The following is a 21644-nucleotide window of genomic DNA, read 5'->3' on the forward strand; positions in this document are numbered from 1 at the left end:
CCTGGGTCTTCGGACGGATCTTCGGTGCGTGTGCGGCGCCTACCCGAACAGCGGTCGTCGACACGGGTGTTTGCCCGGAGAAGTCGAGGGCAGGCGGAGGTCAAGTGCTTCGGACCGGAGGCACGTCCGTGGGAACGGCTCTATCGCCGCCACGGCCGTGTCCGCCCGGATGCCGGCCGCACTTCCCACGGTGACCTTCACCCGAAGCAGCACCGAGGGAGTTGCGACGCAACCATGCCCACCAAAGTGAGCGCGAAGCACCACCCGCACGACGACGCCCCCGACACCGCGGAGGCCTTCCGTACGCTCGCCGCGCTGCCCGCCGGCCAGCAACGCGACACCCTGCGCGAGAAGTTGGTCGAGGCCTGGCTGCCGATGGCCGACCGGCTCGCGGGACGCTTCCGCAGCCGTGGCGAGAGCTTCGAGGACCTGCGCCAGGTCGCGGCCCTCGGCCTGGTCAAGGCTGTCGACCGGTACGACCCGGCCCTGGGGAACGCCTTCGAGAGCTACGCCGTCCCCACCATCACCGGCGAGATCAAGCGGCACTTCCGGGACCACATGTGGACCGTGCACGTGCCGCGCCGCGTCCAGGACCTGCGCAACCGGGTCCGGTTCGCCGGCCAGGACCTGTCCCAGACCATCTCCGGCCGCCGCCCCACCGTCGCGGAGATCGCCGCGCAGGCGAACATGAGCGAGGAGGACGCGCGGGCGGGACTGGAGGCGCTGGAGAGCTTCACGGCGCTCTCGCTCGACGCGGAGCTGCCCGGCAGCAACGACGGCTACTCCCTGAGCGACGCGCTCGGCGCGCCCGACGGGCGACTGGACACGGTGGTGGACCGCGAGGCCGTCGCGCCCCGCCTCGCCGCCCTGCCCGAGCGTGAGCGGACCATCCTCTACATGCGGTTCTTCGACGACATGACCCAGAGCCGCATCGCCGAGCAGCTGGGCATCTCCCAGATGCACGTCTCCCGGCTCATCAACCGCTGCTGCACCCAGGTGCGCGAGCAGGTCATGAGCGGCGCGGCCTAGGCGAAGGGGTCGGGTTCGAGTTCGGGCTCAGGTACGAGTTCGGGTTCGAGTTCTGGTTCGGTGAGACGCTCCCCCGTGGGTCCACGGGGGAGCGTTCCGCATGTCACCCGGTCGGCCGTGCGCGTCCCGCGAATGGTGTCCGGCCGCGCGCGCGGCGCCGTCGGGCGGGCTGTGATGGCTGCGGGGACACGAACTCCGTGTCCCCGCAGCCGCCGGCCGAAGGAGCCCTTCCCATGCGCCGCACCGCCCGTGTCCTGTCCGCCGCCGCCCTGGCCGGTGCCGCGCTCGGCGCCGCCGCCTCGGCCGCCTTCGCGGACCCGGCCGCGGAGGTCAGCCCGAGCAACGCCTCCCCGGGCGGCAGCGTCACCGTCTCGGTCTCCTGCGACGCCACGAGCGGCACCGCGCCCGCCACCCTCGACGCGACCTCGCAGGCCTTCGACGACGGCACCGTCCAGCTCCAGCGCGTGGCCGGCAACGACGACGCGATCGCCGGGCCCGCCTACCGCGGCACCGCCCGCATCGCCCCCGCCGACGACTTCCCGGACCGCGGCCCGAACGCGGTCACCCGGGACTCCGCGTGGACCGTCGACGGCACCTGCCCGGCGGCGCCCGGCGGCCAGGGCAAGGCCTGGAGCGCCACCTTCACGGTGACCCGCGGGAACGGCGGTGGCGGCGACGGCGGCGGCCGGACCTGCGCCGGACCCCACGCCGACACCTGGGTCCAGCCCCGCACCGACACCCGGGTCGAGCCGCGCACCGAGGACTGTGCCGCCGCCCCCGTCCAGCGCGGCGTCGAGGCCGGCGAGGGCGGCACGTTCACCGACTCCGTGCCCGCCCTGGTCGCCGGCGGCGTCCTGATCGCGGGCGGCCTGGGTGCCGCCGCGTACCGGCTGCGCCACCGGGACGCCGCCGTGGACAGGTGACCCGGCGGCCCGCGTCCGGCACCGCCCGGGCGACCGGAGCAACCCTGCGGACACCTGCCGGCGTCAGTCACGCCGGGTACGCGGATCCCGACGGCACGACCTGCCTCGTACGCACCGGTGACCACCGTGCGTGGCGGCGGGAACAGCCGGCGGGACGGCGACGGGGAGGCGGCTTACCGGGCGCGGACGCACCGGACGGGGGGACGGGGATGGACACGGGGCCGGGGACCGGGACGCGGCCGGGGGCGGACGGACGTCCCACGGTCTCCGAGGGCGACGGACACGGCAGCAGGCACGGCGCGGAGGTACGTATGCGGCGGACGGCCCCGGAAGGCCACGGCCCCGTCCGCTACGGGCCGCATCTCCCCGAGGACGGGCTGCCCGTGCTGCCCGAGCTCGGCGCCGCACTCGCCGCCGCGGCGGCCACCGCCGACGGGGAGCCGGTCGGCGGCGGCACCGCACTGCGGGAGGCGGCCTGCGGCTACTGGCAGCGCCGCGGACTGCCCGTCGAACCCGCCGGGGTCGCCGCGGGACCCGGCGCCCCCGCCCTGCTGCTCGCGCTGACCGCGGCCCTCGGCGGCGACGTCCTGGTGCCCCGGCCGTGCGCGGCCTGGTGGGCGCCGTACGCACGACTGCTGGGCAGGCCCGTCTTCCACGTGGCGACGCCGGCCGAGTGCGGGGGTGTGCCGGATCCGTACGCCCTGCTGGAGACCGTGCGCCGGGTGCGGGCCGAGGGCGGGGATCCGCGGCTGCTGGTGCTGTCCGTCGCCGACGACCCGACCGCGACCGTGGCGCCGCCCGACGTGCTGCACGCGTGCGTGGAGGCCGCCGTCGAGGCGGGGCTGCACGTGGTCAGCGACGAGACCTGGCGCGACACCGTGCACGCCCCGCACGACTCCGTGCAGCTCAGCCCCGCCGAGATGCGGCCCGACCGGGTCACCGTCGTCACCGACCTGGCCGGCGCCCTGCTGCCGGCGGGCTGGCCGGCCGCCATCGCCCGCTTCCCGGCCGACGAGGACGGAACCGCCCTCCACGCACGCGTGCTCGACGTACTCACCGCCATGGGCGCCTGGATCGCCGGCCCCGTCGCCGCGCCGGCCGCTTACGCTCTGACGGAACCCGCGCCGGTCACCGCGCGTCTCGCCGCCGCCGTACGCCTCCACGCGCGCGTGGCCGCCGCCGCGCACCACGCGGTCGTCGAGGCCGGCGCGGTGTCCCGTCCCCCGCAGGCGGGCCGCCACCTGTACGTCGACCTGGACCCGCTGCGCCCCGCACTCACGGCGCACGGCGTGGGCGACGCCCAGGAGCTGGAGGACTTCCTCGCCGCCCGGCTCGGCATGCCCGCGCCCGGCGGTCACCGCTTCGGCGACGAACTCGGCGCCCTGCGCGTCCGGTTGTCCACCGGCCCGCTGCTGGGCCGTACGGACGACGAACGCGCGGAATGCCTCACGTCACCCACGCCGTTGGAACTGCCACACGTGCAACGCGCGTTGATCCGACTGAAGTCGGTCTTCGACGATCTCCGCGACGACGCTCAGCGATGGGAGCCTCCTCGATGACGCAACAGTCAGAGTCGACCACCACGAGTACGACACCGCAGACGACCATGCCCTCCACGCTCCCGATGACACCGTTGTCCCCGCTGGCCCCGCCGCCGCCCTCACCGCCGCTCGCCGAGCCCCGTCCGCAGGGTGAGCGGCGGGTGTGGCCGCGGACCTTCCACGACCGTCTGACCGCCCCGTTGCCCGGCCTCAAGGCCACGGCCCGCTTCGCCCGCGAGGGTTCCGTGCGCCCCGGGCGCGAGGGCCTCGCCGACATCCCCCGGCTCCCCTTCGAACCCGGTCCGCTGCCCCGGGTCGACGCCCGCACGGTCGCCGTCTCCTGGGCGGGACACGCCAGTTGGGTCGTCCGGATCGGCGGCCTCACCGTCCTCACCGACCCGGTCTGGTCCCGCCGCATCCTCGGCACACCCGCCCGCATCACCCCGGTCGGGGTCGCCTGGAGCGCCCTGCCGCGTGTCGACGCGGTCGTCATCAGCCATAACCACTACGACCACCTGGACGCCCCCACCCTGCGCCGACTCCCGCGCGACACCCCGGTGTTCGTGCCGGCCGGGCTCGCCCGCTGGTTCCGCCGCCGCAGATTCACCGCCGTGACGGAACTGGACTGGTGGGAGGCGGCCGAACTGGACGGCGTCCGCTTCGACTTCGTCCCCGCCCACCACTGGTCCAAGCGCTCCCTCACCGACACCTGCCGCACGCTGTGGGGCGGTTGGGTGCTGACCGCCCGCGACGGACAGCGCGTGTACTTCGCCGGCGACACGGGGTACGGCCACTGGTTCGACCGTATCGGCAGCCGTTACCCGGGCATCGATCTCGCCCTGCTGCCCATCGGGGCCTATGACCCCCGTTGGTGGCTCAGTGACGTCCACTGCGATCCCGAGGAGGCGGTCCGCGCCACCCAGGACCTCGGCGCCCGTCGGATGGCCCCCATGCACTGGGGCACGTTCGTCCTCTCGGCGGAACCGGTCCTGGAACCCCTCACGCGCGTACGCACGGCGTGGGAGAAGGCGGGTCTCGCGCGAGAGGACCTGTGGGACCTGCCGGTGGGAGGGTCGCGCGTGCTGGGGGAGTGAGCGGATAGGTCGGCGAACGCAGGCCCCTACGGTCCGAGGAACGCTCGGATCGTAGGGGCCGTCGCGCGGGCCAGGTCCTCGGCGGTGCGGAGCTCCCCGTCGATCCGGACCGTGGCCAGCTCGCCGTGCGGGAGAGCGGCGGCGGCCTCCTCGGCCAGGGCGGCCGGGTGGCGGGGGTCGGCGCCGGGGAAGACCAAGGTCGGCGCGGTGATCGTGGCCAGTTCGGCGACGCCGTGGAAGGAGCGGTCGTGACCGATCGCCGCCGCGGCCACGATGCTGGCGGGGTCCGAGCGCGGGATGGCGTCCCGCACCATGGCGCCGACGACGGGCGGGAGCGCGGCGAGGATCGGCGCCCAGCCCGCCTCGATGCCGTCGGCCGCGACCCGCTCGGCGAACGCGTCGAGGAACCGGATCTCCGCCTCCTTCGCCTCGTCGTCCTCGATGTCCTCGACCCCGATCAGCACGGCGGCCCGCACGCGCGCCGGGTACGCGGCCGCGGTCCGGAGCGTGACCGTGGAGCCGATCCCCGCGCCGGCGAGTACGGCGTCCGGGAGCCCGAGGTGGTCGAGGAGCCCGATGACGTCCTCGGCGTACCGGTCCCAGGTGAAGCGCTCCGGATCCCGGCACACCGAACGCCCGTAGCCCCGCAGGTCGGGCAGGACGACCAGCCAACGGTCGGCGAGCAGTTCGGCCAACGGGAGCATGCTCTCGTGATCGGGGCCGCCCGCGTGCAGAAGGACCAGCGGCGGGCCGTCGCCCAGTGTCATGCCGTGCAGGGCGCAGCCGTCCCCGGCCCGATAACTGATCTGTGCCATCGCCCGAACGTAGCCCGCGGACCCCGGAGCCGGGTACGCACCGACCCGCCGACCGATACCGCGTTCCCGCCACCCCGTGCTCGGGAGGTGTCGGTGCGATACGCCTGCGCCCGATCCTCGTTCTAAGCCGCCCTGGGCTTCCGTACCCGGCGCCAGAGAGTCGGTGCCGTGCTGATCACCACCGTCAGGGCGACCGCGGCGACCACGCCCTCCCAGGGCTCGTTGAAGAGGGAGCCGCCGAGGACGCCGATCAGTTGGTAGGTGACGGCCCAGGCGAGACAGGCCGGGAGGTTGCCGCGGGCGAAGCGGCGCATCGGCCAGCGGGCCAGGAGACAGGCCAGCATGACCGGGAGGCGGCCCGCCGGGACAAGGCGGGACAGGATCAGTACCGCCACTCCGTGGTCGGCGAGCTTCTCCTGCGCCTGGGTGAGGCGCTCCTCCGGCGCTCGGGAGCGGATCGCCTCCAGCCAGCGCGAGCCGTTCTTCGAGTGCAGGCCCCGTCGCCCCAGCCAGTACAGCGTCGCGTCGCCGAGGAACGCGGCCAGTGACGCCGTCACGAAGACCAGCACCATCGCGAGCGGCGCCGTCTGATGGATGGCCACCACGGCTGCCGAACTCACCAGCGCCCCCGTCGGCACCACCGGCACCAGCGCCCCGAGCAGCACCAGCAGGAACAGCGTCGGATACCCGATCGCCTGCTGCGCGGTCTCGGGCGCGGTCGTCGTCGAGGCCGCGGCCAGCGCTATCACCGGGCGACTCCCACGCGCACGCTCTCCCCGTGCCCGAGCAGATGCACGGCCACGTCGGGCGCGCGCTCGGCCGCGATGCGTACGAACTCCTCTCCGGGGGCGTGGAATTCATGGGGGCGCACCGCGTCCATCCCGATCGGCCAGTACGTGCCGTAGTGCACCGGCACCGCACTGCGCGGCGCCAGCCGGGCCAGCGCCTCGGCCGCCCGCCCCGCGTCCAGATGCCCCTCGCCGAGATACGGGCCCCAGCCGCCGACCGGCAGCAGTGCCACGTCGACCGGCCCGACCTCCTTCGCCATCGAGTCGAACAGGCCGGTGTCCCCGGCGAAATACGTCCGGGCCTCGCCCTCGACGACGTAGCCGAGCGCGGGCGAGCGGTGCGGACCGACCGGCAGCCGCCGCCCGTCGTGCCGCGCCGGCACCACCCGTACCACCACGTCACCCACCGGGATCACGTCCCCGGGCGCCACCTCGGTCACCGACAGCTGAGTGAGCCGGCGCAGCCCCGGTACCGCCCGTGGTGCGCCCCGGGGCACCAGCAGGCGCGTGCCCGGATCGAGCCGTTCAAGAGAGGGAACGTGCAGGTGGTCGGCGTGCAGATGGGAGACCAGGACCAGGTCCGCGCGCCGCGCGTCGGCCGTCGGGACCGCCCCGCGCCGGCGGCGCAGATGCGCGAGCCGGCGTGCGAACAGGGGATCGGTGAGCACACGTACGCCCGAGTCCGCGACCGTGCAGGTGGCGTGACCCCACCAGGTGATCTCCACCGGCACTTCTTTGCCTCCTTCGCGCGACTCCCCGAAGCCTACGGGCTGGAGTAGGGTCGGCGGCGAAACCCGGAGGTGAGGGGGACGCCATGGGACCGGTGCGGGTCACTGCGATCGCGAGTCTGACGCCGCTCGAAGAGCTGGACGACGACCCCTTCCTGGTGGACTCCCGCAGCCAGCACGCCATGTGTGCCCGCTGGGCCGCCGAGCGGGGCTTCATCGTCAGCCGGGAGCTTCTGGTCCGAGGGCTGCGGGCCGACCACTGTGTGCTGTGGGACGGGGTCCGGCCCGGGTCCGACCTGTTCGTGGCGCCCAGCCGACGGGTCCTGGAGAGCGCGCTGTCGTCCGTCGAGGAGTTCACCGCGGAGTGCGCGCGACGCGGGGTGCGGGTGGAGACCGTGGGGTCCGCGGAGCCGGCCTACGACGCGCAGATGAAGGCGCGGGTGCATCGCCGTCTGTCGATGCCGACGGCGGGATACGACGGCCGCTGACCCGATACAAGCGGCTCCTGTCGGGAAACCGGTCGGTCCGGGCCGTATGACAGGGTAGGGAGACAGGGGCCCGCTCCGGCGTCGGGCCGGGACGTGAGGTGGCAGGGCGTGCGTGGCGGGCGTTGGCGGCGGATCGCCAGTCAGATGGGGCGCAGCATCGCCGTGTGGGCCGTCTCCACGGTCACCATGCTCGTGCTCGCCGGGATCCTGCCGGACTTCCAGATCCAGTCACCGGACGGCGACAGCGCGACCCGGATAGCGGTCACCGCGGCATTCGGCGCCGGCGCCTTCGGTCTGCTGTCGGCACTGGTGTGGCCGCTGCTCGTCCGGCTGCTGCTGCTCGTACCCGCCCTGGTCCTGGGCCTGTTGGTGTTCGTGCTCAACGGGTCGCTGCTGCTGATCGCGCTGCGCATCAACCCGTCGGGACGGGGTGAGGTGGCCCCGGAGACCGCCGTCGTGGTGGCCGCCGTGATGTCGGCCGTCGCCTCCGCCACTGGCGGTGCGCTGGCCGTCCGCGACGACGACGCCTACCGCCGCCGCCTCTACCGTCTCGCCGACCGCCGCCGCGACCGCGGCCCGACCGGTCCGTCCAGCCCCGGCACCGTCTTCCTGCAACTCGACGGCGTCGGCCACGACGTGCTGCTCGCCGCCGTCGGCAAGGGCCTGATGCCGACCGTCGCCGGCTGGCTGGAGGGCAGTCACCGGCTCACCCCGTGGCGCACCGACTGGTCCAGCCAGACCGGCGCCAGCCAGCTCGGCATCCTGCACGGCAGCAACTTCGACGTGCCCGCCTTCCGCTGGTACGAGAAGGACACCCGCGAGGTCATGGTCTGCAACCGGCCGACCAGCGCCGCCGAACTCCAGCGCCGCGCCGTCGAGCGCACCGGCGACGGCGGCCTGCTCAGCGCCGACGGCGCCAGCCGCGGCAACCTGTTCAGCGGCGGCGCCGACGAACAGGCCCTCGTCCTGTCCATCGCCACCCGCAGGCGCGGGCGCGAGAACCGGTCCAGGGCGGGCTACTTCGCGTACTTCGCCGACCCCGCCAACGCCGTGCGCACCGCGATGTCCTTCGTCGCCGAGGTCGGCCGCGAGATCGGCCAGTCCACCCGTTCCCGGGCCTGCAAGCAGCGCCCGCGCGTCAAGCGCGGCGGCCTCTACCCCCTCATCCGCGCCTTCGCGACCGTCGTCGAACGCGATGTCGTCGTCGCCGCGGTGATCGGCGACATGTTCGCCGGGCGCACCTCCGTCTACGCGGACCTGGTGGCGTACGACGAGGTGGCGCACCACTCCGGGCCGCACGGCCGGGACGCCGAGAAGGTCCTCGCCCGGCTCGACCGCTCGCTCGCGCTGATCCAGAACGCCTCGGAGCACGCCCCGCGGCCGTACCGGATCGTCCTGCTCTCCGACCACGGCCAGAGCCCGGGCGAGACCTTCCGGTCCCGCTACGGCCTCGGCCTCGGCGAACTGGTGCGGGCCGGCTGCGGGCTGCCCGTGCCGCGCAAGGCGCGGCGCACGCACAGCGGGGCCGAGGCGCGCGCCGCCGTACGGGCCGCGCTGCGCCGCCCGGTCGAGGAGGGCGGCGAACAGCACCGGCCCTCCCGCCGCTCGGAGCCGATCGTCCTGGCCTCGGGCAACCTCGGCCTGGTCTCCTTCCCGGACGTGCCGCACCGGATGAGCAAGGAGGAGATCGACGCCCGCCACCCCGCCCTGCTGACCACGCTCGCCAACCACCCCGGCATCGGCTTCCTGCTGGTGCGCAGCGAGGAGCACGGCGGGGTCGTGCTCGGGGCGTACGGCGCCGAGATCCCGTTGGACCAACTCGACGGGGATCCAGGGCCGTTGGGGGCGTTCGGGACGGGCGCGGCCGACGCCGTGCGGCGCACGCACGGCTTTCCGCACACCGCCGACATCATGGTCAACTCCGCGCACGACCCGGCCGACGGCGAAGTCCTCGCGTTCGAGGAGCAGATCGGGTCGCACGGAGGGCTCGGCGGGGCGCAGGGCAGACCGTTCCTGCTCTCCCCGGTCGCGTTCTCGCCGCCGGTCCAGGAGGGCTGCGAGCTGGTCGGAGCCGAGTCGGTGCACCGGGTGCTGCTGCGCTGGCTGCGCGAGACGGACGGACCGCAGGTGCCGCTGCCGGCCCGGGAGGACCGCGCGGCCTAGCGGCTCGCGTGGGCCCGGCGGCCGAATAATCGGCTGCGTCGGATCGGCTCCCCGCACACACTGGTCGTATCGGACGTCGCATGTCGCGCGCGCCCCTCGACCCTCCCAGGAGCAACTGCGTGCAGGCAGCCGTCACCGTCACTCCCGCCCGGATACCCGAACTGCTGCTCGGCCTCGCCACCGTGCGGCCGGTCTTCCTCTGGGGCGCGCCCGGCATCGGAAAGTCCTCCCTGGTAAGGGAGTTCGCCGAGTCGCTGGGGCTGGAGTGCGTGAGTCTGCTCGGGACCCAGCTCGCGCCCGAGGACCTGATCGGGGTGCCGCAGATCCGGGACGGGCGCTCGGTGTTCTGCCCGCCGGAGGCGATCGCCCGCGACGAGCCGTACTGCCTGTTCCTGGACGAGCTGAACGCGGCCTCGCCGGACGTGCAGAAGGCGTTCTACTCGCTGATCCTGGACCGCCGTATCGGCAACTACGAGCTGCCGAAGGGCTCGATCGTCATCGGCGCCGGCAACCGCGCCACCGACAACGCGCTCGCCCGCCCGATCGCCTCCGCCCTGGTCAACCGGCTCGCCCACGTCCACCTGGAGGCCTCCGCCACGGACTGGCTGACCTGGGCGGCGAACAACGACATCCACCCGTGGGTCCTGGACCACCTCACCGACCGGCCCGACCACCTGTGGTCCAAGCCGCCGAAGACCGAGGAGCCGTTCTCCACGCCCCGCTCCTGGCACATGCTCTCCGACGCGCTGCACTCCTTCGGCCGCGACCTCGACGAGGAGACCCTGAAGGTGCTCGCGCACGGCACGCTGACGCCCGCGCACGCCACCGCCTTCTGCGGCTACGTCAAGATCGTGCGCAGCCGGTACGGCATCGAGGCCATCATCAAGGGCGACGCCGGCTGGCCGCACCGCATGCAGGACCGCGACCTGCTGTACTACCTCGCCGAGTCGTTCCGCGGCCGGCTGGTCAAGGAACTCCCGGTCAGCAAGGAGCACATGTCGGCGAGCGGCCGGCAGACCGCGTACCGCGCCAAGTCGTTGCTCGTGCAGCTCGCCGAGATCTCCGTCGAGGTCGCGCAGACCGTCATCGCCTCCGACGCCGACGGCAACCCCGTGCTGCCCTCGTGGTTCCTCGTCGAGGCGGCCCGGGACATGCCGCGCCTGGTGGAGGCGCGGCGGTGAGCCGGGCCCGGACCAAGGGCGAGAAGAAGCGGGATCTGGCGGCCGAGGCCTTCGCCGCGGGGATGCGGCTGGTCGGGGCCAACCCGGCGCTGGCGGCGGTGGAGTTCAACGTCTGCCGGCACGAGGACTGCCGGCTCGCGCCCCGGGACGGCCTCGTGCGCGTCGACTCCGACGGCGACCTGCACGCCCACCCGCAACGCCTGGCCGAACCGGCCGACTGGGCCTGGGCGGTGGCGCACGCCGTGCTCCACCTCGGCTTCGGACACGTACCGGCCGTCAAGGGCGAGCGCACCCAGCCGGACCGCTTCGACCTCGCCGCGCGCTGCGTCGTCGTCAACCGCTTCCTGCTCGGCTTCACCATCGGCAGGACCCCCGAGGAGCTGCCCACCGCCTACCCCGACGGCGACGAGGAGCAACTCGCCGCGCGCTGGCGGCGGGACGGCCTGCCGGCCGCGTACGAGCACTGCGGTACGGCGGACGGCGAGCCCGACCAGCTGCTCCTGCCCTGGCACGGCTGGCTGGGTCAACCCCCGGACTGGCAGCTGGCGTTCGCCACCGCGCTGACCCGGACCGTGTCGGCGGCGATGGACATGGCGGGCGGCCGACGCGACTCCCTGACCGGGCAGATCGCCGAACTGCGGCCCTGGCAGCGGGCGTTGAGCTGGTTCGTCTCCTCCTACCCGCTGCTCGGCGGCATCGCGGCCGGCATCAAGCTGGTCGCCGACGCCGAACTCGCCCGCGCCCACGGCATCGCGGTGGCCGCCGTCAACACCGAGGCCGGCGAGATCTACGTCAACCCGCTGCGGACCTTCGACGACGAGGAGTGGCGCTTCATCCTCGGCCACGAGATGCTGCACGCCGCCCTGCGCCACGGCGACCGCTGCGGCACCCGTGACCCCTACCTCTTCAACATCGCCTGCGACTACGTCGTCAACGGCTGGCTGAGCGAGATGCAGGTCGGCACGATGCCCGAAGGCCTGCTGTACGACCGCGAGTTGACGGGTCTGTCCGCCGAGGAGGTCTACGACCGGATCGCCGGCGACCTGCGCCGCATGCGCCGCCTGGCCACCCTGCGCGGCAAGGGCGTCGGCGACGTGCTCGGCACCCCGCTGGGCCCGCCCGGCGACTACGTCGACCTCGACGAGTTCTACCGGCGGGGCCTGTGCCAGGGCCTCGACCTGCACCAGCAGCAGGAGCGCGGCTACCTGCCCGGCGGCCTGATCGAGGAGATCCGCGCCCTCAGCCACCCGCCGCTGCCCTGGGACGCCCAACTGGCCCGCTGGTTCGACGAGTTCGTGCCCCGCCCGGAACCGGTGCGCTCCTACGCCCGTCCCTCGCGCCGCCAGTCCTCCACCCCCGACATCCCGCGCGCGGGCCGCTATTTCCCGCCCGAGGAGATCGCCCGCTGCACCTTCGGCGTGGTCCTCGACACCTCCGGCTCGATGGACCGCGTCCTGCTCGGCAAGGCGCTCGGCGCGATCGCCTCGTACGCCGAGGCCCGTGACGTACCGGCCGCCCGCGTCGTCTTCTGCGACGCGGCCGCGCACGACGCCGGGTTCGTGCCGGTGACGGAGATCGCCGGCCGGGTCCGGGTGCACGGCCGCGGCGGTACGGTCCTCCAGCCGGGCATCGATCTCCTGCACCGCGCGGACGACTTCCCGCGCGGCACCCCGATCCTGGTCATCACCGACGGCTGGTGCGACGTCCTGCGGGTGCGGCGCGAGCACGCGTACCTGATCCCGCAGGGCGCTCGACTGCCGTTCAGCGCGCGGGGGCCGGTGTTCCGGGTGCGCTGACCTCACGGCGTGGACGACCGTCGTGCCGGTCATGTGGGTGCACCGGCAGAAGGTGTGATCGGATGGTGTCCTGGCACCCGGATACGGGCCCCGCCCGGGGCCCCACCCGAAAGGAACAATCGTGGCAACCACGCGCTCCGCACACACCGTCTGGGAAGGCAACCTGATCGAGGGCCAAGGTGTCGTGAACTTCGACTCCTCCGGTGCCATCGAGGCGCAGCCGGTCACGTGGGCTTCGCGCTCTCAGGACGCCAACGGCAAGACCAGCCCGGAAGAGCTGATCGCCGCCGCGCACTCCAGCTGCTTCTCCATGGCGCTGTCGCACGCCCTCAACGGCGCCGGCACCCCGCCCACCAAGCTCGTCACCTCGGCCGACGTGAACTTCCAGCCGGGTGAGGGCATCACCGGCATCCACCTCACGGTCGAGGGCACCGTTCCCGGCATCGACGACGAGGCCTTCGTCGCCGCCGCCGAGGACGCCAAGAAGAACTGCCCGGTCAGCCAGGCGCTCACCGGCACGACCATCACGCTGTCGGCCAAGCTCGCCTGACCCCGTAGGCCTGGTCACTTCTTCGGTGCCGCGTTCCCCGATCGGGGGCGCGGCATCGTCGTTTCCGGGTAGGCGGCATTGACAACAGCGCACTCAAGTTTTGTGCTGTAGTCGGGGAAGTGCCCTGGCGGAAGGGGACCGAAATGGCACGTGCGGTCGGGATCGATCTGGGGACCACGAACTCGGTGGTCGCCGTCCTTGAGGGCGGCGAACCCACCGTCGTCGCCAACGCGGAGGGAGCCAGGACCACACCGTCGGTGGTGGCCTTCGCCAAGAACGGGGAGGTGCTGGTCGGCGAGGTCGCCAAGCGGCAGGCCGTGACGAACGTGGAGCGCACCGCGCGCTCGGTGAAGCGGTACATGGGTGACGCGGAGTGGCGTTTCCCCTCGGAGGGTTCGATCGACGGGACCCGCTACCGGGCGCAGGAGTTGTCCGCCCGGGTGCTGCAGAAGCTGAAGCGGGACGCCGAGGCCTACCTCGGTGAGGACGTCACGGACGCGGTGATCACCGTACCGGCGTACTTCGACGACTCGCAGCGGCAGGCCACCAAGGAGGCCGGGGAGGTCGCGGGCCTGAAGGTGCTGCGGATCATCAACGAGCCGACGGCCGCCGCGCTCGCCTACGGTCTGGACCGGGGCGAGGAGCAGACCGTGCTGGTCTTCGACCTCGGCGGCGGCACCTTCGACGTGTCGTTGCTGGAGATCGGCGACGGAGTCATCGAGGTCAAGGCGACCAACGGCGACACCCACTTGGGCGGTGACGACTGGGACCAGCGGGTCGTCGAGTACCTGGTCAAGAAGTTCAAGGGGCAGCAGGGCATCGACCTCGGCACCGACAAGATGGCCCTGCAACGGCTGCGCGAGGGCGCCGAGAAGGCCAAGATCGAGCTGTCCAGTTCGACCGAGACCACCATCAACCTGCCCTACATCACGGCCTCCGCGGCCGGGCCGCTGCACCTCGACGAGAAGATGACCCGGGCGCAGTTCCAGGAGCTGACCGCCGATCTCCTCGACCGCTGCAAGACGCCCTTCCACCAGGCGATCAAGGACGCGAACGTGCCGCTCGCGGCGATCGACCACGTCATCCTGGTCGGCGGCTCGACCCGTATGCCCGCGGTCACCGACCTGGTCAAGGAACTCACCGGCAAGGACCCGCACAAGGGCGTCAACCCCGACGAGGTCGTCGCCGTCGGCGCGGCCCTCCAGGCGGGCGTCATCCGCGGCGACGTCAAGGACGTCCTGCTGCTCGACGTCACCCCGCTGTCCCTCGGCATCGAGACCAAGGGCGGCATCATGACCAAGCTGATCGAGCGCAACACCACGATCCCGACCCGGCGTTCGGAGATCTTCACGACCGCCGCCGACAACCAGCCCTCGGTCGGCATCCAGGTCTACCAGGGCGAACGCGAAATCGCCGCGTACAACAAGAAGTTGGGCGTCTTCGACCTCACCGGGCTGCCGCCCGCCCCGCGCGGGGTGCCGCAGATCGAGGTCGCCTTCGACATCGACGCCAACGGAATCATGCACGTGTCGGCGAAAGACCTCGCCACGGGTCGCGAACAGAAGATGACGGTCACCGGTGGCTCGGCGCTCCCGAAGAACGACATCGACCGCATGATGCGGGAGGCGGAGCAGTACGCCGACGAGGACCGCAAGCGCCGGGAGGCCGCCGAGACCCGCAACCAGGCCGAGCAACTCGTCTACCAGACCGAGAAGTTCGTCCGCGACAACGAGGAGCGCATCCCGGCCGAGACCAGGTCCGAGGTCGAGGCCGCGGCCACGGAGCTGAAGGAACTGCTGGAACAGGACGCCGACACGGCCGCGTTGCGCACGGGCGTGGAGAAACTCGCCTCCGTCAGCCAGCAGATGGGCCAGGCGATGTACGCGCAGGCCGACCGGCCTCCGACGGACGGCGCCGACGGCGGTGGCACCGGTACCGAGCAGGACACCTCACCGCAGGACGACGAGGGAGTGGTGGACGCGGAGATCGTCGACGACGACCGGGACACGAAGGGCGGTGCGGCCTAGCCACCCCTAGGAACCGGTCTTCTCCCACCCCCTACGCTCCGGCCGCGGCCCCAACTGTCTGGGGTCGCGGCTGCGGTAGACCACGTACGGGCGGAACAGGTACTGGACCGGCGCGCTGAACATGTGGACCAGGCGGGTGTACGGCACCAGCGCGATCAGTGTCATGCCGATGACGGCGTGGATCTGGTACAGCACCGGCACGCCCGCCATCAGCTCCGTCCTCGGCTGGAGGGTGAACAGGCTGCGGGCCCAAGGGGCGATGGACTGGCGGTAGTCGTAGCCGTCGCCGGAGGCGTGGGTCAGTTTCGCCACCATGCCCATCGCGATCGCCGCGAGCAGCACGACGTACATGAGCTTGTCGTTGACCGTGGTCGCCCGGAACACGGGGGCGTTGGTGCGGCGGCGGTAGAGCAGGAGCAGGATGCCGGCGACCGTGAGGGCACCGGCCGCGGTGCCGCCGTAGAGCGAGAGCAGATGGTAGACGTGCTCGCTGATACCGGCCGCGTGGGTCCATGACTCGGGGACGAACAGACCCACCAGATGGCCGGCGAGGACGAACAGGATGCCGTAGTGGAAGGCGGGGGAGGCGATGTTCAGGAGCCTCGACTCGTAGACCTGCGAAGAGCGTGTTGTCCAGCCGAACTTGTCGTAGCGGTGGCGCCAGAACAGGCCGGCGACCAGCAGGACGAAGGCGAGATAGGGCAGGGCGCCCCACAGGAACGTACTCATCGGCGTGCCTCGGTGGGTGCGGGCGGCAGGGTGGCACAGACGGCGTCCAGGACGGACGCGTAGGGCGTGCCGAAGTCGGCTAGGCGGGCGCGGAGTTGGTCCAGGGCGGCGCGGTACTCGGAGAGGAGTTCGAGGTTGCCGGTGCGGGACGTGAACTCCAGGACCGCCGGCAGGAAGTCCGGCAGCTCCTCGCCGGTGAACTCCAGCTCGTGAGCGCGGTACAGCTCCTTGAAGCGGACCAGGGACATCCCGCGCCGCCGGGTGTCGCCGTCGTGCCACCAGCTCAGATACAGGCTGTGCCGGTTCTTGAAGTCGAAGACCTGGACGTAGTGCGCGGCCAGCTCCTGCGGTGGGGTGAGGGCCGCGTGGTCGACGAACTCCCGTAGTTGCGGGGCGGCTTCGCGCAGCAGGGGGAGCCGGGCGCGGAAGTCGTCGTCGGGGTAGGTCAGGCAGAGCGCGGCCGCCTGGTACAGCACAGCGTCCGAGGGCATCAGGCATCCTTCGCGTCGTGGTCCGGCCGGTCCGGGTGGTCCGCGGTCTGGCGGTCGCGCAGCGCGTGGAAGGTCTCCACGGACACGATCGGCAGCAGCTTGCGCCCCGAGTCCTGACCGAACGGCCCGTCGCCGCCCATCCCGGGACCGTCCGCGTGGTCGAGACTGCACTCGTCGGGCAGCGCGGACTCCTCGAGGCGGCGCGCGTCCCCGACCGCCGCCGTCGGAATCACGTACCGGTCCTCGTACTTGGCGATCGCCAGCAGCCGGTACATCGCCTCGATCTCGGCGGGTTCCATGCCGACGGCCGCCGTGACCTCCGGGTCCGGTTCCTCGCCGAGGTTGATCGCCCGCATGTGGGAGCGCATCGCGGCGAGCTTCTCCAGCGAGGCGCGGACCGGGCCGACGTCACCGGCGGTGAACAGTTCCGCCAGGTATTCGAGGGGGATGCGGAGGGTCTCGATGGCCCCGAACAGGTTCTGCGCGTCCTCGCCGTCGTGCCCGGTCTCCGACAGCGCGTCGACCACGGGCGACAGCGGCGGGATGTACCAGACCATCGGCATGGTGCGGTACTCGGGATGCAGCGGCAGCGCGACCTTGTACGTGCTGATCAGCGCCCGCACGGGGGAGCGGCGGGCCGCCTCCATCCAGTCGTACGGGATGCCCGCCTCCTCGCACGCCCGCTGCACCGCGTGGTCGTCGGGGTCGAGGAACACGTCCAACTGGGCCTCGTACAAGGCCTTTTCGTCCCGCACCGAAGCCGCGGCCGTCACCTTGTCGGCGTCGTAGAGGACGACCCCGAGATAGCGCAGCCGGCCCACGCACGTCTCCGAGCACACGGTGGGCAGGCCCACTTCGAGGCGCGGATAGCAGAGCGTGCACTTCTCGGCCTTGCCGGTGCGGTGGTTGAAGTACACCTTCTTGTACGGGCAGCCCGTCACGCACATCCGCCAGCCACGGCACTGGTCCTGGTCGACCAGGACGATCCCGTCCTCGGCCCGCTTGTACATCGCGCCGGACGGACAGGACGCCACGCACGCCGGGTTGAGGCAGTGCTCGCAGATGCGCGGCAGATAGAACATGAAGGTCTGCTCGAACTCGAACCTCACCTTGTCCGCGACCTGTTGGCGGGTGCGCTCGACCATCGGGTCGAGGTCGCCGTAGGCGGGGGCGCCCGCGAGGTTGTCGTCCCAGTTCGAGGACCACTCGATCTTCATCGGCTTGCCGTCGAGCTGGGAGACCGGGCGGGCCACCGGGTAGTCGTCGCCGAGCGGGGCGTCGGTGAGGTTCCTGTAGTCGTAGGTCCAGGGCTCGTAGTAGTCCTTGATCTCCGGCAGCCTGGGGTTGGAGAAGATCCCGGCGAGCTTGTGGAAACGACCGCCCGCCTTGAGCTTCAGCGCCCCGCGCTTGTTGAGCTCCCAGCCGCCCTTCCACTTCTGCTGGTCCTCGTAGCGGCGCGGATAGCCCTGTCCCGGGCGGGTCTCGACGTTGTTGAACCAGACGTACTCCATGCCCTGCCGGTTGGTCCACGCCTGCTTGCAGGTGACCGAACAGGTGTGACAGCCGATGCACTTGTCGAGGTTCATGACCATGGCGATCTGGGCCATCGGACGCATCAGTACTCGACCTCCTGGCTGCGACGGCGGATGACCGTCACCTCGTCGCGCTGGTTGCCCGTCGGGCCCAGGTAGTTGAAGGCCCAGCTCAACTGGGCGTAGCCGCCGATGAGATGGGACGGCTTGAGGATCAGCCGGGTGAGCGAGTTGTGGATGCCGCCGCGCTTGCCGGTCGCCTCCGTCTTCGGGACGTTCACCGTGCGCTCCTGCGCGTGATGCATGTAGACCGTGCCGGCCGGCATCCGGTGCGAGACGACGGCCCGGGCCACGACCACGCCGTTGCGGTTCTCCGCCTCGATCCAGTCGTTGTCCGCGACCCCGATGGCGTCCGCGTCCTGCGGGGACATCCAGATGTTCTGGCCGCCCCGGGAGAGGGCCAGCATGAACAGGTTGTCCTGGTACTCGGAGTGGATGGACCACTTGTTGTGCGGGGTGAGGTAACGGACCGTCACTTCCCGTTGTCCGTCCGGGCCGAGCCGCGGTTCGCCGAACAGCCTGTTCATGTCGAGCGGCGGCCGGTACACGGGAAGCGCCTCGCCCAGTTCGTGGATCCAGTCGTGGTCGAGGAAGAAGTGCTGGCGTCCGGTGAGCGTGTGCCAGGGCTTGAGCTGCTCGGTGTTCTGCGTGAACGCCGTGTAGCGCCGGCCGCCGGACTCGCTGCCCGACCACTCCGGCGAGGTGATGACCGGGACGGGCGCCGCCTGGGTGTCGGCGTACGTGACGCGCTTGCCCTCGTGCTCGGCCGCCAGGTGGGCCATCTCCTGTCCGGTGCGCTGCTCCAGGGTGCGGAAGCCTTGGGTGGCGAGCCGCCCGTTGGTCGTGCCGGACAGGGAGAGGATCGTGTTGGCGGCCTTCACCGCAGTGTCGAGGGACGGCCGGCCCTGGTAGGCCGTGCCGTTCAACTCCCGCAGCCGCGCTACCTCTTCGTCCGGGTGCAGGGCGATTCCCTTGGCGGGCAGGCCCAGTTCCTCGACGAGTGGGCCGAGAGCGGTGAACTTGGCGCCGATCGCGGTGTAGTCCCGCTCCACGACGACAAGGTTCGGCATCGTCCTCCCGGGGATCGGCTCGCACTCGCCGCGCTTCCAGTCCAGGACGACCCCGCCGGGCTGGGCGGTCTCGCCCGGGGTGTCGTGCTGGAGCGGCGCCGCCACCAGGTCCTTGCGCACGCCCAGATGCAGCACGGACAGCTCGCTCACCCGCTCCGCCAGCGCCTTGAACGTGTCGAAGTCGGTGCGCGCCTGCCACGGCGGGTCCACGGCCGGGGTGAAGGAGTGCACGTAGGGGTGCATGTCGGTGGACGACAGGTCGTGCTTCTCGTACCAGGTCGCGGCGGGCAGCACGACGTCCGACAGGAGCGTGGAGGAGGTCTGCCGGAAGTCCAGCGACAGCAGCAGGTCGAGCTTGCCCTCGGGCGCCTCCTCCCGCCACGTGACGTCACGGGGGCGCTCGTCCACCGAGGCCTCCTCGGCGCTCAACGACGAGTGCGTGCCCAGCAGATGCTTCGTGAAGTACTCGGCGCCCTTCGCCGACGAACCCAGCAGATTGGCCCGCCACAGCGTCAGCACGCGCGGCCAGTTCTCCGGCGCGTCCGGGTCCTCGCAGGCGAACTTCAGTGTCCCGGCGCGCAGTTCGGCCACCGCCTTGGCCACCGGGTCGCCGAACGCCTCGCCCAGCTCCAGCGGATTGCGGTCGAAGGTCGGGTACGACGGCATCCACCCCGAACGCGCCGACAGGGCGAGGCAGTCGGCGCCCGTCATGCCTTTGAACCGGCCCTCGCCCAGCGGCGAGGCCAGCACGTCGGCAGTGAAGCGGTCGTAGCGCCACTGGTCGGTGTGGAGGAACCAGTAGGCGGTGCCGATCATCTGGCGCGGTGGCCGCGACCAGTCGGAGGCGGCGGCCAGCGTGGCCCAGCCCGTCACCGGGCGGCACTTCTCCTGGCCGACGTAGTGCGCCCAGCCGCCGCCGTTGCGGCCCTGGCAGCCGGTGAGCTGGAGCAGGGCGAGGAAGGCGCGGTATATCGTCTCGGAGTGGAACCAGTGGTTGGTGCCCGCGCCCATCAGGATCATGCAGCGGCCCTTGGACCGCTCGGCCGTCCGCGCGAACTCCCTCGCGATCTTGACGCACTTGGCCGCCGGGACGGAGGTGTGGGTCTCCTGCCAGGCGGGCGTGCCAGGTGTACGGGCGTCCTCGTAGGAGGTGGGCCAACTGCCGGGCAGGCCAGGGCGGTGGACCCCGTACTGGGCGAGCAGGAGATCGAAGACGGTCGTCACCAGCGGACCGTCCGTCCCGCCGAGCCGGGTCGCCGGGACCCCGCGTCGTGCGACGTCCCCGCGGCCCTGTCCGTGCTCGCCGCCGTCGGTGTCGAAGCGGGGGAGCAGGACCTCGACGTTTCCGGACGCCTCATGGCCGTACAGGCTCAACTGTGGCTTGACCGGGCCCAGTTCGAGGTTCCAGCGGCCCTTGCCGGAGTCGGTCCAGCGGAAGCCCAGGGAGCCGTTCGGGACGACCGCGCGACCGCTGGCCGCGTCCAGGACGACCGTCTTCCAGTCGGCGCCCTCGCCGCCCTGCCCGAGGTCGGCGGCGCGCAGGAACTTCGACGGGACGTGTCCGCCTTCCTTCTCGGTGAGCGTGACCAGGAAGGGCAGATCGGTGAACTGCCGTACGTAGTCCGCGAAGAACGGCGTCTCGCGGTCGACGAAGAACTCCTTGAGGATCACATGGCCCATCGCCAGGGCCAACGCTCCGTCTGTTCCGGGGTGCGGATGCAGCCACTCGTCGGCGAACTTGGCGTTGTCCGCGTAGTCGGGCGCGACCACGACGACCTTCTGGCCGCGGTAGCGGGCCTCCGCCATCCAGTGCGCGTCCGGCGTGCGGGTGACCGGGACGTTCGAGCCCCACATCATCAGGTACGCGGCGTCCCACCAGTCGCCCGACTCCGGTACGTCCGTCTGGTCGCCGAAGACCTGCGGGGAGGCCACGGGCAGGTCGGCGTACCAGTCGTAGAAGGAGAGCATCGGGGCGCCGATGAGGGAGTGGAAGCGGGCGCCCGCCGCGTGCGACACCATCGACATCGCGGGGATGGGGGAGAAGCCGGCGATCCGGTCGGGGCCGTACGTCTTGATGGTGTGGACGTGCGCGGCGGCGACGATCTCGACGGCCTCGTCCCAGGTGGCGCGGACCAGTCCGCCCTTGCCGCGGGCCTGCTGGTAGCGGCGGCGGCGCTCGGGGTCGGCCTGGAGGTCGGCCCAGGCCAGGACCGGGTCCCCGAGCCGGGCGAGGGCCTCGCGGTACAGGTCGAGCAGGACACCCCGGACGTACGGGTAGCGCACGCGGGTCGGCGAGTACGTGTACCAGGAGAAGGCGGCGCCCCGGGGGCAGCCGCGCGGTTCGTACTCGGGACGGTCGGGGCCCACCGACGGGTAGTCCGTCTGCTGGGTCTCCCAGGTGATGATGCCGTCCTTGACATACACCTTCCACCGGCACGAACCCGTGCAGTTCACACCGTGCGTGGAGTTCACGACCTTGTCGTGGCTCCACCGGTCCCGGTAGAAGGCGTCCGCCTCCCGGCCACCGGACAGCCCGATGCTGTGCAGATCGGGTGCCGGTGTACCGGGCCGGAAGAACCTGCCCAGCCGCAACAGCGCCGCACCCGGCTCGGCGGGCGGTATCCGCGTGTCGGTCACGT

At 72.0% G+C, this 21644-nt stretch carries 17 protein-coding genes; 10 read left to right on the plus strand and 7 right to left on the minus strand.

Annotation, left to right across the window (positions count from 1 at the left end):
- The first annotated feature begins 234 nt into the window (after positions 1 to 234).
- The 4 genes from ACWD5F_RS31010 to ACWD5F_RS31025 all read left to right on the plus strand — a co-directional run bounded on the left by ACWD5F_RS31010 (position 235) and on the right by ACWD5F_RS31025 (position 4587).
- A complete protein-coding gene (locus ACWD5F_RS31010) occupies positions 235 to 1029 on the plus strand; it encodes an RNA polymerase sigma factor SigF (protein WP_401729869.1) in 795 nt (264 codons plus the stop codon).
- A 233-nt stretch (positions 1030 to 1262) separates the two neighbouring features.
- The gene (locus tag ACWD5F_RS31015; protein ID WP_451259368.1) at positions 1263 to 1952 is read left to right on the plus strand and encodes a hypothetical protein; all 690 of its coding nucleotides are present in this window, start codon (positions 1263 to 1265) and stop codon (positions 1950 to 1952) included.
- A 311-nt stretch (positions 1953 to 2263) separates the two neighbouring features.
- Positions 2264 to 3511 carry an aminotransferase class I/II-fold pyridoxal phosphate-dependent enzyme gene (locus tag ACWD5F_RS31020; RefSeq protein WP_451259369.1) on the plus strand — a complete coding sequence of 416 codons (1248 nt, stop codon included), beginning with the start codon at positions 2264 to 2266 and terminating at the stop codon, positions 3509 to 3511.
- Positions 3512 to 3558: 47 nt separating this feature from the next.
- Positions 3559 to 4587 carry an MBL fold metallo-hydrolase gene (locus tag ACWD5F_RS31025; protein WP_451259533.1) on the plus strand — a complete coding sequence of 343 codons (1029 nt, stop codon included), beginning with the start codon at positions 3559 to 3561 and terminating at the stop codon, positions 4585 to 4587.
- 26 nt (positions 4588 to 4613) lie between these two features.
- On the opposite strand, the gene ACWD5F_RS31030 is transcribed toward ACWD5F_RS31025, so the two are convergent.
- From ACWD5F_RS31030 to ACWD5F_RS31040, 3 genes are all read right to left on the minus strand, one after another.
- On the minus strand, positions 4614 to 5402 hold the full coding sequence (locus ACWD5F_RS31030; protein WP_451259371.1) for an alpha/beta fold hydrolase: 789 nt from the start codon (positions 5400 to 5402) through the stop codon (positions 4614 to 4616).
- A 122-nt stretch (positions 5403 to 5524) separates the two neighbouring features.
- The gene (locus ACWD5F_RS31035) at positions 5525 to 6151 is read right to left on the minus strand and encodes a DedA family protein (protein ID WP_451259373.1); all 627 of its coding nucleotides are present in this window, start codon (positions 6149 to 6151) and stop codon (positions 5525 to 5527) included.
- Positions 6148 to 6921 (minus strand): MBL fold metallo-hydrolase, encoded by a 774-nt coding sequence (locus tag ACWD5F_RS31040; protein WP_401729860.1) that lies wholly within the window; start codon positions 6919 to 6921, stop codon positions 6148 to 6150. Before ACWD5F_RS31040 ends, ACWD5F_RS31035 begins: the two co-directional genes overlap by 4 nt.
- Positions 6922 to 7004: 83 nt before the next feature.
- Between ACWD5F_RS31040 and ACWD5F_RS31045 the strand changes: the two genes are divergently transcribed.
- The 6 genes from ACWD5F_RS31045 (at position 7005) to dnaK (ending at position 15123) form a co-directional block, all read left to right on the plus strand.
- Positions 7005 to 7406 carry a hypothetical protein gene (locus ACWD5F_RS31045; protein WP_401729858.1) on the plus strand — a complete coding sequence of 134 codons (402 nt, stop codon included), beginning with the start codon at positions 7005 to 7007 and terminating at the stop codon, positions 7404 to 7406.
- A gap of 144 nt (positions 7407 to 7550) precedes the next feature.
- Positions 7551 to 9569, plus strand: coding sequence for a phage holin family protein (locus ACWD5F_RS31050; protein ID WP_451259535.1), 2019 nt, complete (start codon positions 7551 to 7553; stop codon positions 9567 to 9569).
- A gap of 119 nt (positions 9570 to 9688) precedes the next feature.
- On the plus strand, positions 9689 to 10750 hold the full coding sequence (locus tag ACWD5F_RS31055) for an ATP-binding protein (protein WP_451259376.1): 1062 nt from the start codon (positions 9689 to 9691) through the stop codon (positions 10748 to 10750).
- Positions 10751 to 10812: 62 nt separating this feature from the next.
- Positions 10813 to 12546 (plus strand): vWA domain-containing protein, encoded by a 1734-nt coding sequence (locus ACWD5F_RS31060; RefSeq protein WP_451259537.1) that lies wholly within the window; start codon positions 10813 to 10815, stop codon positions 12544 to 12546.
- Positions 12547 to 12667: 121 nt separating this feature from the next.
- On the plus strand, positions 12668 to 13096 hold the full coding sequence (locus ACWD5F_RS31065) for an OsmC family protein (RefSeq protein ID WP_401729856.1): 429 nt from the start codon (positions 12668 to 12670) through the stop codon (positions 13094 to 13096).
- A gap of 143 nt (positions 13097 to 13239) precedes the next feature.
- Complete coding sequence (gene dnaK / locus ACWD5F_RS31070) at positions 13240 to 15123, plus strand: molecular chaperone DnaK (RefSeq protein ID WP_451259378.1); 1884 nt, start codon at positions 13240 to 13242, stop codon at positions 15121 to 15123.
- A gap of 6 nt (positions 15124 to 15129) precedes the next feature.
- Here the strand turns inward: dnaK and narI are convergent, their stop codons facing one another.
- The 4 genes from narI to ACWD5F_RS31090 are packed head-to-tail and all read right to left on the minus strand — an operon-like array spanning position 15130 to position 21642.
- Complete coding sequence (gene narI / locus ACWD5F_RS31075; RefSeq protein ID WP_451259380.1) at positions 15130 to 15852, minus strand: respiratory nitrate reductase subunit gamma; 723 nt, start codon at positions 15850 to 15852, stop codon at positions 15130 to 15132.
- On the minus strand, positions 15849 to 16343 hold the full coding sequence (gene narJ / locus ACWD5F_RS31080; protein WP_450357282.1) for a nitrate reductase molybdenum cofactor assembly chaperone: 495 nt from the start codon (positions 16341 to 16343) through the stop codon (positions 15849 to 15851). Before narJ ends, narI begins: the two co-directional genes overlap by 4 nt.
- Complete coding sequence (gene narH / locus ACWD5F_RS31085; RefSeq protein WP_451259382.1) at positions 16343 to 17959, minus strand: nitrate reductase subunit beta; 1617 nt, start codon at positions 17957 to 17959, stop codon at positions 16343 to 16345. Before narH ends, narJ begins: the two co-directional genes overlap by 1 nt.
- Complete coding sequence (locus tag ACWD5F_RS31090) at positions 17959 to 21642, minus strand: nitrate reductase subunit alpha (protein ID WP_451259384.1); 3684 nt, start codon at positions 21640 to 21642, stop codon at positions 17959 to 17961. The genes narH and ACWD5F_RS31090 overlap by 1 nt, the downstream gene beginning before the upstream one ends.
- Positions 21643 to 21644 lie beyond the last annotated feature (2 nt).

The organism is Streptomyces sp. NPDC002499 (assembly GCF_053595415.1).